This is a genomic window from Prosthecobacter fluviatilis, from assembly GCF_055388355.1.
Map to the genome: position 1 here is coordinate 590,967 of NZ_AP043782.1, position 16,415 is coordinate 607,381.

The 16,415-nt window shown below is 61.6% G+C and carries 9 protein-coding genes; 2 read left to right on the plus strand and 7 right to left on the minus strand.

Going from position 1 to position 16,415, the window contains the following annotated elements; translation table 11 throughout:
• Window positions 1-15: 15 nt before the first annotated feature.
• The 3 genes from ACZ5WW_RS02060 to ACZ5WW_RS02070 form a co-directional block, all read right to left on the minus strand.
• Window positions 16-618: an Ntn hydrolase family protein gene (locus ACZ5WW_RS02060; protein WP_377169558.1), complete on the minus strand. Its 603-nt coding sequence runs from the start codon at window positions 616-618 to the stop codon at window positions 16-18.
• A gap of 55 nt (window positions 619-673) precedes the next feature.
• Window positions 674-1,894 carry a nucleoside monophosphate kinase gene (locus tag ACZ5WW_RS02065; protein WP_377169560.1) on the minus strand — a complete coding sequence of 407 codons (1,221 nt, stop codon included), beginning with the start codon at window positions 1,892-1,894 and terminating at the stop codon, window positions 674-676.
• Between the two features lie 106 nt (window positions 1,895-2,000).
• A complete protein-coding gene (locus tag ACZ5WW_RS02070; RefSeq protein ID WP_377169562.1) occupies window positions 2,001-6,398 on the minus strand; it encodes a PVC-type heme-binding CxxCH protein in 4,398 nt (1,465 codons plus the stop codon).
• 132 nt (window positions 6,399-6,530) lie between these two features.
• Here ACZ5WW_RS02070 and ACZ5WW_RS02075 point away from each other — a divergent pair, with 132 nt between their 5' ends.
• Entirely contained in the window at window positions 6,531-7,364 is an 834-nt protein-coding gene (locus ACZ5WW_RS02075; RefSeq protein WP_377169564.1) for an AraC family transcriptional regulator, read from the plus strand.
• A 54-nt stretch (window positions 7,365-7,418) separates the two neighbouring features.
• Window positions 7,419-8,522: a hypothetical protein gene (locus ACZ5WW_RS02080; RefSeq protein ID WP_377169566.1), complete on the plus strand. Its 1,104-nt coding sequence runs from the start codon at window positions 7,419-7,421 to the stop codon at window positions 8,520-8,522.
• A gap of 71 nt (window positions 8,523-8,593) precedes the next feature.
• On the opposite strand, the gene ACZ5WW_RS02085 is transcribed toward ACZ5WW_RS02080, so the two are convergent.
• From ACZ5WW_RS02085 to ACZ5WW_RS02100, 4 genes are all read right to left on the minus strand, one after another.
• Window positions 8,594-11,347: a phosphoenolpyruvate carboxylase gene (locus ACZ5WW_RS02085; RefSeq protein WP_377169568.1), complete on the minus strand. Its 2,754-nt coding sequence runs from the start codon at window positions 11,345-11,347 to the stop codon at window positions 8,594-8,596.
• A gap of 109 nt (window positions 11,348-11,456) precedes the next feature.
• Window positions 11,457-12,767 (minus strand): Gfo/Idh/MocA family protein, encoded by a 1,311-nt coding sequence (locus ACZ5WW_RS02090; protein ID WP_377169570.1) that lies wholly within the window; start codon window positions 12,765-12,767, stop codon window positions 11,457-11,459.
• A gap of 180 nt (window positions 12,768-12,947) precedes the next feature.
• A complete protein-coding gene (locus tag ACZ5WW_RS02095) occupies window positions 12,948-14,237 on the minus strand; it encodes a DUF1501 domain-containing protein (RefSeq protein WP_377169572.1) in 1,290 nt (429 codons plus the stop codon).
• Between the two features lie 20 nt (window positions 14,238-14,257).
• The gene (locus tag ACZ5WW_RS02100; protein WP_377169574.1) at window positions 14,258-16,339 is read right to left on the minus strand and encodes a DUF1549 domain-containing protein; all 2,082 of its coding nucleotides are present in this window, start codon (window positions 16,337-16,339) and stop codon (window positions 14,258-14,260) included.
• Between the last annotated feature and the right edge of the window lie 76 nt (window positions 16,340-16,415).

Consider the following 16,415-nt stretch of genomic DNA (forward strand, 5'->3'; position numbering starts at 1 on the left):
GAAAGGCAAAAGGGGCTACTTCTTGCGTGAACGTTTGGGTTTCTCGGCGGAGATCAGGGGCACGTTGTGAATCTCAAACGGTGCGCTGGTGGCACTGTCAAACTCAGCGGCGGCTTTCAGCCCGGCGCGGGCGATCTCCTCGGCAGTCTTGCCCTTGTCGTAGGCGGTCTGCATGGCTCCCAGCGCGTAGTCACGGCCGGAGCCTGCGGCCCAGAACTTGTGAAACTGCTGCGCGGAGCGGTAGGAGTAGATGGCAAAGATGCCGTAGGGATTGGCCATGAGGCCGTAAAACTGCGTCGTCTCGTACTCCTCCCCCTTGTCCGGCATGGCGGCCATGAAATACTCGGCTTTGAGCCAGGCGTGCGAATGACGGAAGGTTTCAAAGATGGCCTCGCAGGAGGAAAAATTGCGCGGGCGCTCCGGGTTGGCAAAGTAGCTGTTCATCACCACCAGGCTGGCCGAGGTGCCGGTGAGCCCGATGAAGGTGTCGTCGATCTTGGTGATCTTGGTCTTGTTGACGACATGCTGAGCCTTCTGCCGCAGGGAGCCGAGACAGCTGAGCGTGTCGGCACCGATGCAGGCGACGCCGTTTTTCTGAGTAACTACGATGGTGGACATGAGGGCGCATGTTTAGAGAGTACCGGGGGCTCCCGCAACCCTCAAACAGCACGCATCAAGACTGGTACTGGCCGCGACGGATCTCGGAGCCTTTGAAGATGATGCGGAAACGGAAGACCTTTTTCTTGCGGCACTGAATCTGCCCTGTTTGCAGATCAAAGCGTTCGGGGATCTCGATGCGGTGCAGGTCTGCCGTGGCGTGGTAGCCGCGCTCGGAGAAGATGTCGATGAGCATCGCCAGCGCTTCGGGATCGTGGAAAAGCTTGTCCTCGGTGTTGATGTCCGCGCGGCCGGAGATGGCATGCCGCACGATGATCGGCATCATCTTGTCCTGAATGAAGGTGACAACCGCCTGCATCAGCTCCGGCTTCTGCACCTTGTAGCCATCAAGACGGCGTACGAGATCCTGGCGTGCATGCCGCACGATCTCGCTGGCCAGCGGCAGGTCGCGGAGCTGGTCAAAGGTGCGCGGGTCCAGCTCCAGCGAGCTTTGGTACTCCAGCTCGCGGATGATGTTGTCCTGCACCAGCTCCAGAGGCGCCTGCGCATTGATGAAATGGTAATGGAAGATCTCCTTCAGTGAGACCAGCGCATCATAGGTCTTCTCTTTGAAGACCTTGTAGCGATTGCGCGCCAGCGCAGGATCAAAATCCGTGGCGCGTTCCTCCCACAGTTCACCCAGCCCCGAGCTGCGGACCTCGGCATTGTGCGCCAGCACCTCCTGGCCGCGCTTGAGCTGACGGGCGATGCTTTCCGCCTCATCGACAAACAGCACCATGATGTGGAAGATGGGTTGCTTGAAATGCGCGGCATCGGGTGTTTCCGAAAAGTCGCGACGCAGGCGGATCATTTCATCAAAGAGCATCTTGAGACATTCCACCTGCACCTTGGTGCGTGGGAAGCCGTCGAGAATGGCCCCGTTTTGCTGCTCGGGCTCCAGGAGCTTGCGGATGAGGATGCCCACCACCTCGCGGTCGCCCACCATGCCACCCTGGGCTTTGAGCTTTTGCGCCTCCGGGCTGTCCAGCAATGCGCTGACCACAATGGGCTGCGCGGTGATGCCGCGCACCTCGCGGATGAAGTCGGTGTTGGTGCCCTTGCCAGCGCCCGGTGCGCCCCCGAGCAGGATCAGCTCCTTCGGGAAGCGCAGCTTGTCGCGGCCATACTCCTCTTCGAGCTGTTTCCAGACATGATTGAAGATAAGCTGGGCATCTTTGATTTCCAGGTCTGCCGGGGCGGCGGGCTTGGCTGGGCTTTCGGTGGAGGCGGTAGGCATGGCAGCGCTTATCCCAAGGAGCGTGACTTGCCAAGTCCCGGGTTGAGGTTTGACGTGGTTTACGCCTCATGGGGCAGTGCGACACGTCAGGTGTCGGCACTTGCTGCTAGCCCTTCAGCGTCATCAAATACGCGAGCAAATCAGCCACTTGCTGCTCCTGCAGCGCATCCAGCAGCCCCTCTGGCATCAGCGAGCGGCGGATGAATTTGGTGCTGCGGATGTCTTTTTTGTCCAGGCGGCGATCGGGCAGGCCGGGCTGGCGGATGATGGTGGCCTGCTTGTCCTCGCTGACAAAGAAGGCGTCGATGAGATCTCCGTTTTTCATTTCCACCCGGTAGATGCGATAGCCGGGCTCCATGGCGGCGTTTGGCGTGAGGATGTTGCGCAGGATGGCCTCCAGACCCATGGCACCCACGCCGCTGAGGTTTGGCCCGATCTGCCCCCCTGCATTGCCGATCTGGTGACAGGCCATGCAGAGGGCGCTGAGGGCCTTGCCATTGGCTGCGTTGCCTTTGGGAGCCAGAGCGGTGAATTGGGCGAACTTGGTGTCCAGCGCCTTGGCCTGTTCCTCCGTGAGCAGCGGTGGAGTATCGATGGTTTTGGCGATGCGAGCGCCTTTGCCAAATTTGGAGGCCGCCGTGATGATGGCGGGGTGTGAAGCAAGGCTTCGGTCAAAATGGGCGCGAATCTCCACTGCAGTGCGGGCGCGGTTCCACACACGGAATTCCGTGATCGCTCCTTCAGTCCCTTTGTTGGGACCACTCCAGCCGATTTTGCAGTTTTCCCACTTCGCGGGCGCGGGCTTGGTGCCGGTGGCATCCAGCTCGCCATTTTGGTAGATGCGGATGATGTTCTTGTCGTCGCGTGTGACGGCGATGTGAGTCCAGAGATCCGGTGTCATAGGTTTGGAGGCCACACAGACGTCCTTTAATTCGGAGCCGGCATACACGCGGAATTTGGAGGCAAAGAAGTTCATGTCGACACCACCCGGCGTGCCGAGCAGGCTGTCCGCATTGTTGATGCCTTCCGAGAGGCGCACCCAGGCCTCGACCGTGAAGGGGCCGTTGAGCGTGATCTTGGAGTCCACCCAGGCGGTGTCTTCGCCATCCAAAAGCAGCACCTCATGGAAGATGCCGCCAAGCTGCTGCTGAAGTTTCTCCAATGCAGGATCACCACCGAGCACGGTGGCGAGCTTTTCGATGGTGAGGCCGTCGAGATCGGACTGCGGCAGAGATTTGTCGAGCAACGCAGCCACAATGGTCTGCGCTCCTGCCTTGGTGCTGGCGATGCTGCTGAGCGCGTCGTGTCTCTGAGCAGGCTGGAGGCTGGGGTAGAGAGCGAGGAACTTTCCGGCGGCATCAGGTGCACGTGAAGCTGCCAGAGCTTGCAGCGCGGCATCGCGAATGAGCAGATTGCCATCGGATTGAGCAATCAAGGCAAGCAGGCTGGAAGCGCTGCTATGAAGATCGCGCAGTGTGTTAAGAAGAGCGACAGATCGCCGCTGCTCCACCATCGCGACGAGATCCCCCTCGAGTGCAGTGAGCTGAAAACCGCCGATAAGCTGCAGGGCTAAAGTGATGCGGGCACTCATGCCTGCATCGGCGCCCTCATTGCGGGCAGGAGTACCCGCATCCCTGTGGAGCATCTCCTTCGCAGCTTCTGTCAGCAGTGGCGCGATCTTGGCGGCGTCCAGCTTGGTGCGCTGCGCCAGCAGCTTCTCTGCGACAGCCACTCGGGATTTTTCATTCGTCAGCAGCGTCTTCAGAGCATCGCCCACACCGGGCTCTTCGGGAAACTGAGCCAGACGCAGAAGCTCCTCATCATTCGGTGCGCGGTCCAGTTGAGGCAGCAGCTTGGCGACACGTGAGGCGCTGGCCTTCGGCTCCAAGGCCAGCGATGCCAGCACGCGGGCTTCCACTGGAAGCTTCACCGCAGCCTCGGAGTCGAGGAACTTTGCGACGACGACAGGGTGACGTTCAAGGAACATGCGCACTAGGAAGCGTTCGAACTCGCGGTCATAAGCCTCACGCACAGGGATTTGTTTCGGCCCACGGGAGGATTGAATGGTTGGACCGGGGAGGCTGGGTTTCGCGAAGGCCAGCAATGCATCAATGGCCTCCGTTTCTTCTTCACCATGGTTTGGCCCCTCAACGAAGGCCAGCAATGATCCGAGCGAACGAATGCCTGCAGCTCGTACCGCAGGATCTGCATCTTTCGCCAGGCCGCGCAGCTGGGCGGTCGAACGAGAAGTGCTGACACCGTGGGCATCAAAGGAATAAAGCCTTCCCCCGAGGAACTCGGCTGCGGTCCGCCGAAGCAGTGGGGCGGCGTGTTTGAGGGGCAGCATGTTCAAGTTTTCTGTTTGGAACGACCTTGTGCCGTGCTCTTGAAAAGCCCACAAAGCCTGGACTGTCATCGCCGTCGTTTTCACGGCTTGGCTGGCTGTGTGGCTGAGGCTGACTAGGGTATCGTCGGATTCACCGCTGCGGTCCGCTAGTGTCTGCCATGCCAGATGCGCTTTTGCGACGGGCTCCGTGCCAAGCATTGCGATGAGTTTATCGCTGCTCAGCTTCATAAAGTCAGCCACTTCCGTTTTCGCACCCTTCGGCTTCACACGCCAGATACGCCCCCTCGTCTTGTCACGATCCGGATGCGTGCGCGGCACCTCATTGTGGGAGATGATCTTGTTGTACCAATCCACGATGTAGATGCAGCCATCAGGCCCGTTGGTAAGGCCCACAGGACGGAAGAAAGGATCATCGCAGGTGATGAGGTCGGGAAGTTGTTCAAGTTTCCAATACGCGCCGTCACGGTGCATGCCGATGGTTTGGATCTTGGAGGTGATGGGATTGGCGACGGCCATGGTGTATGCGGCTTTGGGGTCGCGGAGAGAGCCGCTCTCAATCAAAGCAAGGCCGCTCAATCCCGTGCCACCCATGCGGAACTCGGCCTGCGGAGGGAAGTCGGGCTGATAGCTCTTTTTGAGCGCCTCCATGCCGCCGGGATAGTACGCATACTCATGGAAGGGCATGATGGGGTAGCCATAATCATTGGCCTCCTGAATGAAGGTTTCACCTTCGCCGGTGATGACGAGTCCCCAGATGTTGTTGGGGCCGACGCTGGTCATTTCAAACTCGTTGCCATCGGGCCGGAAACGTGCCATCCCGCACTTGGGGTAATCAATGACCACATCGCTGCCGGGCTTGCTCACCTTGCTGTTGTTGAAGAGGCCCTGCGCCATCCAGATCCAGCCGCCGGGGGCACGCGTGAACTGATGCGGGAACAGGTGCGAATCCTGCACGCCGAAGCCGGTGAGAATGACTTCGAACTTGTCCGCTTTTCCATCACCATTGGTGTCTTTGTACAGCTTCAGGTCATGGCCGTGCTGAACGTAGCACGTATCACCATTGCCCCAGGGCAGCATCCCCGTCGGGATGGCGAGACCGTCGGCAAAGACGGTTGGGTTGGTGAGTCCACCCGCGGGAATCGGCCCATTCACCGACTCCCGCGGATAGACGATCACCTTGTCCTTGCCATGGGCCGCATACACCGCCTCTGCGGCTGCGGGGTTTTCATTCGCATCCACCGGGTACTCCAGCGCCGTCTGCGTCCACATTCGCCCTCGTTGATCAAAGTAAACGCTGACGAATTTGCCGAGCCCTTCGCTTTCTTTGACGACGAGCTCGATCTCATAGCCTTCGGGCACACGGAACTTTTTCAACTGCTCCTCGGCGGTCAAAGCGGTGCCTTGGACGTTGTTGTAGCTGATGTCACGCTTCGGTGCCTCGCTAGCATCAGCCTGCGGCTTCGGCGGCGGGGCGACGAGTTTGCGCGCGGCGTCCACTCCGCCAAGTGACTCCCATGTCGGCGCACCGGGCGTGGGCGGCAGTTCTTCAATCGTCACATCCTTCACCTGCACGAGGCACACACCGCCGCTGTGCACCTGCGGGCCGAGGAGGCCGTCCAGCGCAATGTTCTTGTCCGTCTCGGTGTAGTCCATGCACTGCACACCGTTGATCCACGTCTGGATGCGCGGCCCTTCGGCACGGATGCGGTACTCATTCCAGCCGAGGACATCGACGGCCTTGTCCAGCGCTGCCTGCTGGTCGGGCGTGGGTGCCCAGATCACTTTGTTGCGACGGAACTCATCGTAAATTTTGCCAAACCAGCCCGCGCCGCAATCCACCTGATACCCCGTCATGTGCGCACCACCGGGCACGCGTAGGCTGCGAATCTGGATGCCGCTGTTGAGCATGCCGGTTGTTGGATCGCCACTGACCTTGATCTTGAGCTTCAGCTCAAAGTTCTGGTAGCTCTTCTTGGTGCAGATGAAGTGGTTCTCCTTGATCTTCTCCGTGGTGGAGCCGCCGGTGATCATGCCGTCCTCCACACGCCAGATTTTCGGGTCGTAGTCCCAGCCGTCGAGCGTTTTGCCGTCAAAGAGGGAGACTGGCTCCGCATGCAGCGCGGTGGTGAGAAGGAGCAGGGAGAGGAATTGCTTCATGGTTGGAATAACGGGTGGGATAAACGCAGGCTAGCAGGACCGCATGCACGGTGTCATGCCTGAAATGCACCTGGTCTGCGCGTCAAGCAGCGGAACTTGCCAAGGCTGCGCGGCACGCTGTAATTTCCCCCCATGACGACCAACCTCGCTGAAACCACGCTCGACGGTCCACGCACGCGTCGCTGGGTGGTGGAGTCGCGGGAGTGTGTGGAGATGACGACGCACCGCATCGCACGCTTTGGCATGGATGAGGCGCTGCCGCCCTACCGCCGGGTGCGTATGAGCCCGACGGGAAGCTTTGTGCTGGCCTGCGTGAGCGGTGAGGGCTCCATCCTGCTCGATGGCCGCTGGCAGCGGGTGCGTCCCGGCATGGTGTGCCTGGCGCCGCCTCGTGTACTGAATGCCTTTGAGGCCAAAGGGCGCGAGCGCTGGTGCTTTGCGTGGGTGCGGTATGATGAGCCCAGCTTTGTCACGCCCGTCGTGGGTGCCGCATCGCCTGTCATGCCCACGGCGCGTGCGGATGAAATCGTGCGCATCATTTCCGGACTGCGTGCGGAGTGGGAAGGGGAGCGCGAGCCGCGCCTGCTGCATCACTGGCTGGAGCTGCTGCATGGCACCATCCGCCGTATCGCGCAGCCTTGGCGCAGCCGGGAGCCGCGTGTGGCGAAACTTTGGGCGGATGTGGGGCGCGACCTGATGCGTGACTGGACACTGGCGGAGCTGGCGCACCGTAGCCATTGCAGCCCGGAGCACCTGCGCCGCCTGTGCATGAAGGAGCTGGGACGCAGCCCGATGCAGCACCTGACCTGCCTGCGCATGGAACATGCGCGCCGACTGCTTGAGGCTGGGAACGACAAGCTCGAAGTCGTGGCCGCCAACGTGGGCTATGCCAATGCGGCCATCTTTTCCCGCGTGTTCAGGCGCTGGGTCGGCGTGGCGCCGGGTGAGTACCGGGGCGGCGTGTGATGCATTCCGACGCTTGCCATTTTTACATTTGGCTCCTAGTCTGATGGCTTTGATATGCAACACGATCTCGCAGAAAGCATCCGCAGCAATCTCCTCACCCAGGCTCTCATCGTGGTGCTCTGTGTCTCCTTTTCCAGCAGCCGTCATCTGCAGACAAATGACATGGTGGAGCTGGAAAAGCTGTATGTGACGCACCGGCTGCTGACCGCCACGGCGGGCGATGTGCGGCATGACGACAGCGATTTCGACGAGTCGGTTTCTGACAAGCTGGCGGCGGACATGGAGCGTGGATTTACCATGGGCACCACGGCTCTGGAGGTGGACTCCCTGGCGGTGTTTCTGTCGAAGACGAAGGCGGATTATGATCCGCCCGTGCATCGTCTGGCACTTCCCAGCGGTGGGTGGCTCAGGTTTCGCGCCAGTCATCATTCGTTCAAAGAGCTGGCTCCGCCGCCTGCCGGGAGTGATGTCCCTCTGTATGAAATCACCATCCTGGTGGGGGAAAACTCGGACCTGCACCGCAGGACTCCCTACGCCATCAAGCTGACAAATGCAGAGAAAAGCAGGCACCCGGCCTCTGGCAAAACCGCATGGGAGCTCATGGCGGTGCGTGCGGTGGCTGACCACCATGACGAGCCTTTCAGCGCCACGGACATTGAAAACCGCATCCGCCTCAAAGCCCAGGCATGGACCCAGGCCACGGATTCGGTGGACAGCCTCTACGCTGCCTGCCGCTATGCCTACGAAAACGAGCAGATCACCATCCCCATGGTGAATGTGAAGCTCTCCGCCAGCCTTGCGCTGGCCGCGCTGGCGCTGGTGTCCACGGCACTGAGCGCGCATGCCTCCTACCAGTGCCGTGTGGCCCAGGCCGGAGAGGGTGCGGAAGAGGGCAGCAGTCTGCTCATTCTGCGTCCGGTGGGCGGGACGGTGCTGCCCGGTTGGTGGCATCATGTGGTGGCCCAGGCGGAGGTTTTCTTTGTGCAGCCTCCCTACTGGGCGGGTCTGCTGGCACCGGTCATCTGCTCCCTGCTTCTGGGCCTGATCCACCGCGATGTGGAGTTCTGGTGGCTGGGCTGGCTGCTGCTTCCGTTCGCGCTTGCCTACTCCTCCCTGCTTGGAAAAAGGATCGTCGGCTCCTCATGGAAGCATCTGTGAGATACCCGTTTCAAGGAGCGGGACTTGGCAAGTCGCGGCTTGGGAGGCGTTGATGCAGTCTTGACTCGACTTTAGCCCGTTGTCCTCAGGCCCGACGCAATCGCATTGATCGAGATGAGCAGGTCCGTGACCATGGCGTCTGCGGCTTCTGTCTTCTCAGCGGCGACAAGCCCACGCCATTCGCGCAGCAGGGCGATCTGCTGGTGGTGCAGCACCTTCAGCGGTTCTTCACGGATGTTCAGCGTGTAGGCCAGGCGTGGGCGGCGCGCTTCAAAGGTGCCCTGGAAGAGGTCGTCGATGATGGCGCGCGTGGCTTCGTATTCGCTGAGGATGGTGCCGAGGAAGCGGTCACGCACAGCGCTGTCTTCTACCAACGCGGCGTAGGCGCGCATGAGGTCGGTATTGGCGCTGACGAGCGAGCTCTCGATGTTGGTGAGGACGTAGCGCAGGAAAGCAGAGCCGGGAAGGGACGCTGCCAGCTTAGCGTAGCTTTTGGGGTCGTCGGTTTTGAGCTTGGTCAGGGCGCTGCCGGCACCAAACCAGCCGGGCAGGTAGAAGCGCGACTGTGTCCATGAAAACACCCAGGGGATGGCGCGCAGATCGTCGAGCGAAGCCTGGCCGGTGCGGCGGGCGGGGCGGGAGCCGATGCGAGAGTTTTCCAGTGCATCGATGGGCGTGGCCTGCCGGTAGAACTTCATGAAGTCCGGCGCGTGCAGGAAGGCGCGATACGCATCGCGGCTGTCGGCAGCGAGTTTGTCAAAGAGCGGCTCAAGCTCCGGCGGGGCGCTGGATTCGGTGCAGCGATGGCGTGCGGTGGCCGCCGTGGCGGAGGCCATGAGGAGTTCGGCATTGTACACGGCAGAGCCGATGTGCGCGTATTTCTGCGCGATGGTCTCGCCCTGCTCAGTCATGCGCATGCCGCCGCTCAGTGAGCCGTGCGGCAGCGCCTCCATGAACCAATGCGTGGGGCCTGCACCGCGTCCCACGGTGCCGCCACGTCCATGGAAAAAGATCGGGCGCACGCCATGGCGCTGGATCGTGCTGGAAAGCTCGCGCTGTGCCCGGTGCAGGGCGCACTGGCTGGCCACGATGCCGCAGTCCTTGTTGGAGTCGGAGTAGCCCACCATCATCTGGAAGACCGGTGTGCCGCCCTTGCTCTGTGCGAGCAGGCTGCGCTTGGCGATGGGGTGGGAGAGGAAGGCCTCGACGATGCCAGGGCCGGACTCCAGATCGCCCATGGTTTCGAACAACGGCACCACCGGCAGCGGGCACACTAGGCCTTCAGCGCTCCAGGTCATGAGCCCGGCTTCGCGGGCCAGGAGGAAGACCACCAGCATGTCCTCGACGTTGCGAGTCATGGAGATGATGAGCGAGCCCAGGCCGGCATTTCCAAACTGGGCACGGTGATCCGCCAGCACGCGGTAGCAGTCCAGCACGGTGTCAGCCTCAGGCCCGGCGGAGATGCCAGGAGCGAGGAAGGGGCGCGGGGAGGCGAGTTCGCGCTCCAGCAGCTCGCGTTTCTTTTCCAGCGGCCAGCTGATGAAGGAGCCGCCGTCCAGCAGGCCCGCGGCACGCAGGAGCTGATCGAGCGCCTTCTCATGAAAGGCGGAGTTTTGACGCACATCGAGCACGGCGGAGTGAAAGCCGAAGGCCGTGAGATTACGGCGGAGGGGCACGATCTGCTCCTCGACCACAGCCTTTGCGCCGACCTCCAGAAGCGTTTGCGCCAGGATCTCGATGTCTGCACGCAGCTCCTCCGGCTGCACGTAGGCGGCGGGGGAGCCGGGATGCTCTATGGCCAGCACGACCTTGGCCCGCATGAGGTAAACGGCGGCACGCCACGGCTCCTCTTTGTTGCGCTCCAGGATGTAGGCCAGATCCACTCCAGGCTCGGTCTTGAGCTGGGTGCTGAGGGTTTCGATCAGGGCTGCAAGCTGCGGCGGCGTGACCTGGAAAAGCGAGCTGAGAGGCAGGTGAAAGGCCAGCGCCTCAAGCGCCCGGCGCTGCACCCGCAGGGCGTTTTTGCGCATGACCTTCAGCGCATGGCGCGTCACATCCGCAGTCACAAAGGGGTGCCCGTCGCGGTCCCCGCCGATCCAGGAGCCGAAACGAATCAGCGGCGGCAGGCTGTCGATCTGGGCCACATTGTATCCGGCGGTCTGCCAGGCTTCGCGCAGGTGTACGTGGGCACGTGTCAGGGCCTCGGGAAAAACATCGCGCAGGTAGTGCAGCGCGTTTTGCAGCTCAGCCTCGATGCTCGGGCGCGTGACGTGGATCTCCCCCGTGCGCCAGAGGTTTTCGAGCTGGGTCTGGAGCTGGCTTTGCAGCCGGGCCTGCTCACGCGGTGTGTAGGCCGCGTTTTCATGCCGGTTCATCAGGCTGTAGATCTCGCGGTGCAGTTCGCGCACGGTCTCGCGCTTGGCCTCGGTGGGGTGCGCGGTGAGCACGGGCTCCACGCAGACGTCCTTCAGCGCGGCGAGGATGTCCGCCTCATTCAGGCCCAGGCTGCGCAGCTGCTTCAGATTGTCCGCCCACAGGCCCTTTTCGGCCTCGGGCCCGCTTTTTTTCTCACGCAGGCGGCGGATCTGGGAGGCGGCGCGCTCCTCCACCACATTGAGCATCTGAAAGGCGATGGAGTAGGCCTGGCCGAGGGAGCGGTTGGTTTTCTGCGGCGCTCCGGTGCCGATCCACGGCAGGCAGGCGGCCAGCTCCGGCTCTCCCAGCTTTTTCAGCACGGCGGAGAAGGCCTCCATGAGGTAGCGCAGATCGTCTTCGAGAAGCTGAAAGCCGTGGGTGCGGAGGTTTTGCGGGGGAGATTCGGACATGGCTGGGGGGTAACGGGCATCTAAGCAGGAAGGATGCCTGATTCATGAAGCCATGCCGAAAGCCGAAGGAAAAGCCAAGATCAAGCGGCAATCGCCTGAATGTCGGCTTTTAGACTGGATAGGCCCAGGGCTTGCGGTACTCGCGGCTCATGAGCTTGCTGGCCTCGGCGTCCCCGATGATCAGCTCCTTGTCGGCGTCCCACTGGATGCTGCGGCCGGCCTTGTAGCTGATCATACCCAGCAGAGGCAGGCAGGAGGAGCGGTGGGCGCTTTCGATGTCCGCCACGGGCTGCTTTTTCTTTTCGATGGCGTCGATGAAGTCGTTCCAAAGCAGGGCAATGTTGTGGCCGTGCGGCTCCTGAAGCTGGTGGTTGCCGTGCTGTTCGGGGCTCTTGGGGTCCACGGGGTAGAATGTCCAGCCGTCGCGCCAGCCGATGTGCAGCACGCCTTTCTCGCCGTAGAAGTAACAGCCGATCTTGTGCTTTTCGTTGTTGTTGTCGGCAAATTTGCGGTGCTCCCACACGGCGGTGAACTGCTCAAACTCAAACGTGGCCACCTGATGGTCGGGGGCGTCGGTGGTCTGCTCCTTGTCATTGAGCACGGCAGGTCCGGCCACGGGACGGCCGCCGGTGCAGAAGACTTTCTTGGGCCCCTTTTCACCGCTCCAGAGCATGATCTGGTCCAGCCAGTGCACGCCCCAGTCGCCCATGGTGCCATTGGCATAGTCCAGGAAGTTGCGCCAGCCGCCGGGGTGCAGCTTGGTGTTGAAGGGGCGCAGCGGTGCCGGGCCGCACCACATCTCCCAGTCCATGCCTTCGGGGATCTGGCTGTTGGGTTTGGCCTGCTCGGGGCCGCCCTTGCTGTCGGCAAAGGCGCGGACCATGCCCACCTTGCCCACGGCACCGGATTTGAGAAACTTCATGGCCTCCACATGATGCGGGCCGATGCGCCGGTGCAGCCCCACCTGCACGACCACGCCCGCCTCGCGCGCAGCCTTCACCATGGCCTTGCTTTCATTGATGGTGTGCCCGGTGGGCTTTTCCACAAACACATGCGCCCCGGCCTTGCACGCAGCGATGCTCTGCAGCGCATGCCAGTGGTCCGGGGTGGAGATGATGACGATCTCCGGCTTCTCCTTGTCCAGCAGCTCGCGGTAGTCCTTGTAGAGCTTGGGCTCGTCACCGTTCAGGCCGTTGACTTCATCGCTGGAATTCGAGGCCACGTCCTCATGCACGTCGCACAGGGCGCAGACCTTCACGCGCCCGGAGGCGATGGCCTCCTTGAGGATGTTCATCCCCCACCAGCCGCAGCCGATCAGCGCCGTGCGGTACTTTTTGGCCGGATCTGCCCCGAAGATGTGAAACGAGGAGGCGGCAAACGCAGCGGAAGTGGCGGAGATGAAATGGCGGCGGGATGTCATGGATGGGGGCGATGAAAGCATGCGGCCTCAGAATACGCCAGCCATACGGGAGGCTTTGCGGGGAATAAAAAGCACTCACGGGCTTCAGCCCGTTTTGGACAAAGCGGTACGTCATCCAGAGCGAGCTAAAGCTCGCGAGTGCTTTGATATTGGCCCCAGTTGCGGCGCAACTGGGCAGCTTTATGCAAACAGCTCCATGATGGCCTTGCCCTTGTCGCCCACAGTGAAGGGGCGGTTGCTGGGGGACATGACGACTTCGTCGATGGGCAGGCCAAGGCTCCAGCCGATGGTGGAGAGGAAATCCTGCGGGCTGGCCTGCTTGTCGGCCACGGCCATGCCTTCCTTGTCGCTGGAGCCGTAGATGAAGCCGCCTTTGATGCCGCCACCTGCGAGCAGGGTGGAGAAGACCTTGGGGTGGTGGTCGCGTCCGGCGTTGCCGTTGATCTTGGGCCCGCGCCCAAACTCAGAGCAGAGCACCACCAGCGTGCTTTCCAGCAGGCCGCGCTCCTTGAGGTCTTCCAGCAGCGCGGAGAGCGCCACGTCGAGCTCAGCCCCGTGTTCTTCGAGGCCGTCGTCGATGTTGTTGTGCATGTCCCAGCCGCCTTTGGCCACTTCGATGTAGCGGATGCCTTTCTCAACGAGGCGGCGAGCCAGAAGGCAGCCTTGGCCGAATTTGTTCTTGCCGTACTTTTCCTTCAGCGCCTCGGGTTCGTCATCGAGCTGGAAGGCCTCCAGGTCCGTGCTGGACATGATGCTGACAGTTTTGTCGTAAAACTGTGTGTAGCTCTTCACCTCGGAGGTTTTGAAGCGCTCGCGGAATCCGGCATCCAGCTGGTCCAGCATGGAGAGGCGTTTGGACATCTGCTCCGGTGTGGCCTCGCTCTTGGAGTATTGCAGCCCCACATCCGGGTCGAGGATGGGCAGGGGGGAGAAACTGGAGGGGAAGAAGCCGTTGCCGTTCTGCGGCTGGCGGTTAACGCACACGCTGGAGGGCAGTGTCTTGTGGCTGGAGCCCAGGAAGTGCTGCGCCCAAGCGCCGATGTTTGGATGCTTGATCGTGCCGCGCTGTTCATAGCCGGTGCGGATGACATACTGACCGGCGGCATGCACGCCGGTCTTGGAGGTCATGCTGCGGATGATGCTGATCTTGTCCGCCTGTTTGGCCAGGTTCTCCATCGTGCCGCCAAGCTGAAAGTCCGCCTTGGTTTTGATGGGGGCTTTCGGTCCCTGCGTCGGGCCGTCCTTGGGGTCCAGCGTGTCGATGTGCGTCATACCCCCGACCATCTGGAGAAAGATGACTTTCTTGGCTTTGCCAAAGCCGGGGCCGGATGGGGCTGCGGTCTTGGCTTCCTCGGCGGTAAACGCCCGTCCTCCCAGGCCATGGAGGACGGTGACGCCCAGGGCGGCGCTGGCCCAGCGCTCGCAGAAGGCACGGCGGGAAAGAGGATCAAGCTGGTTGTGAAGGTTCATGGCGGCAGAAGGTCGGAGGGTTATTCCACGAAGATGAATTCACGGGTGTTGAAGAGCACCCAGGTCAGGTCACGCATGGTCATGCCGCTGCCCAGTCCGGCCACGGCTGTGGCCAGTTCGTTGGCACGGGGCTTGCGGCTGAAAAAGCTGAGGTAGAGGCTCTCGACCTGCTGCTCGGGCGTAGCCTGTGCAGCGGCCGTTTTGATCACGAGCGAGTCATTCTGGCCGATGACGCGCTGGGCCTCGCCATTCATGAGCATGAGCACCTGGGGAATGCTGCCCTCCTCGCTCTCGCTGTCGGCTATCTGGCGGTCGCTCTGGCCAAACATGCGCAGGAAATGCTGGTCCTTCTCCGGCTGGGGCAGCTCGGAGGCACGGGCCAGCACGAGCCCGTTGCGCACCGGCGGCGCGAGCGTGAGGTCTTCCTCGCCGCCCTGGTTCATCATGCGTTTCTTCCTGTTCTTCGGATTGCCCTCCGCTTTGCCTCCGCCGAACTGGCGCATGCTGGCCACGGCCGTTTCGATCTGCTCTTTGAGGACATCAGGAGAAGCTCCGCCGCTGAGATCGATGCTCATGGCCTTGGCATAGGTGGCACCGCGGTGGCCCTTGAATTTGTCCACGTCCGTTCCGACCACGAGCGCGGCGCATGAGTCCCAGGCCTGCTCTGCGGTCATGCGGCGGAGGATCGGACCTGGAAAGAGGTAGGGGGTGTTGTCCGCCAGTTCGTGGCTGGTGGCTTCGCGCTGGTAGGTGTCGGTGTTGCAGAGCACACGCAGGAACTGCTTGAGGTCGAATTTCAGGCGCACCATTTCATTGGCCAGATGATGCAGCAAAGGCGGGTTTGCAGCGGCATTGGGGTCGTCCAGGTCTGTGACCGGTTCCTTGACGCCGACGCCGAAGATGTGCTTCCACATGCGGTTGGCGATGGTCATGGCAAAGCGCGGATTGTCCGGCGAGGTCATCCATTTGGAAAACTGGGCACGCAGTTGCTCGTCATGCTTGGTGGTCTGCACGCCCTGGTAGGCTTTCTTGGCCTTGTCATCACCCCAGGTGATGAGCTTGGGGGTGACGAGATCTCCGGGCTTGGCATCTGAGTATTTGTAGTCATCCGGCAGCTTCAAGTCGTTCTCACTGGTGTCTTCGACGGCCAGGGCATTGACCCGCAGGAGGTTCTTTGCCTGCTGCTGAAGCTTTTTGTTGTCCAGCGACGCCAGCACTTTGCGGATGCCCTGCATGCCCGCGCCTGCGTTGCCCTTGGCTCCGTAGGTTTCCGTGGCGCCAAAGAAGGCCGCCATTTCGTAGAACTGGCGCTGCGTCCAGTCGGCAAAAGGGTGGTCATGACACTGCGCACAGGAAACATTGGCGCCGAGGAAGGTGCTGAGCGTCAGGCTGAGGTTGTCCAGCCTCATGCCGGCATCCCGCAGGAGGTAGCCTGTGGCGCCGTTTTCGAGCAGCTTGCCTTCCGCCGTCATCATGGTGTGCACGACCTTGTTCCACGGCACATTCTGCGAGATCTGCTCCTTCAGCCAGTCCTGGTAGGTGTAGAAGCGCGCCTTTTGGGCCACATCGGCCATGCGCAGCATGTCAGCGAAGTAGTTGAAGAGATGGCTGGTGTAGCCCTCGGAATTCAGCAGCCGGTCGATCGCCTTGGCCCGCTTCGAGAGACTGGGGTCGTTGATGAATTCCAGTGCCTCCTCCCGCGTGGGGATGCGCCCTGCCAGGTCCAGGAAAACGCGTCTGATGAACTGTTCGTCAGACGCCAGCGGGTTGGGCTGCTGGCCTGCTTTCTTCAGCCCGGCTTCGACGAGCATGTCGATCTGCGCGGCGGCCTGGGCTAGATTTGGGTCGGCGGGAATGCCGAGGCCTTCCGGCTTGAGCGTTTTGGCGGCCTGCTGATCGGCGGCTGAAAGCTTGTCCAGCGAGAGGCGATAAACGTAGCCGTTGCGGACCTGCAGGAAGACGTTGCCATTTTCAATGCCACGGAAAGTCGCCTCAAGCTTTCGTCCCTGGGAGTCAGTCCAGGTACGGTAAACTTCATTGTCAGCCTGAAGACCGGTGACAAGGAAAGCACAGGCAAGGGGGAGGCAGAGGCGCGTTTTCATGATGTGATCGTCCGGTGTTCCGGGTCGATGGCGGGTTAAACGAAGGGGGCGGGTGCAAGTTTCAACTCTTTTCAAA

Excerpts from the sequence above, each read along its gene's own strand:
- ACZ5WW_RS02060 (WP_377169558.1), bottom strand. The coding sequence starts at position 618 with ATGTCCACCATCGTAGTTACTCAGAAAAACGGCGTCGCCTGCATCGGT.
- ACZ5WW_RS02065 (WP_377169560.1), bottom strand. The coding sequence starts at position 1,894 with ATGCCTACCGCCTCCACCGAAAGCCCAGCCAAGCCCGCCGCCCCGGCA.
- ACZ5WW_RS02070 (WP_377169562.1), bottom strand. The coding sequence starts at position 6,398 with ATGAAGCAATTCCTCTCCCTGCTCCTTCTCACCACCGCGCTGCATGCG.
- ACZ5WW_RS02075 (WP_377169564.1), top strand. The coding sequence starts at position 6,531 with ATGACGACCAACCTCGCTGAAACCACGCTCGACGGTCCACGCACGCGT.
- ACZ5WW_RS02080 (WP_377169566.1), top strand. The coding sequence starts at position 7,419 with ATGCAACACGATCTCGCAGAAAGCATCCGCAGCAATCTCCTCACCCAG.
- ACZ5WW_RS02085 (WP_377169568.1), bottom strand. The coding sequence starts at position 11,347 with ATGTCCGAATCTCCCCCGCAAAACCTCCGCACCCACGGCTTTCAGCTT.
- ACZ5WW_RS02090 (WP_377169570.1), bottom strand. The coding sequence starts at position 12,767 with ATGACATCCCGCCGCCATTTCATCTCCGCCACTTCCGCTGCGTTTGCC.
- ACZ5WW_RS02095 (WP_377169572.1), bottom strand. The coding sequence starts at position 14,237 with ATGAACCTTCACAACCAGCTTGATCCTCTTTCCCGCCGTGCCTTCTGC.
- ACZ5WW_RS02100 (WP_377169574.1), bottom strand. The coding sequence starts at position 16,339 with ATGAAAACGCGCCTCTGCCTCCCCCTTGCCTGTGCTTTCCTTGTCACC.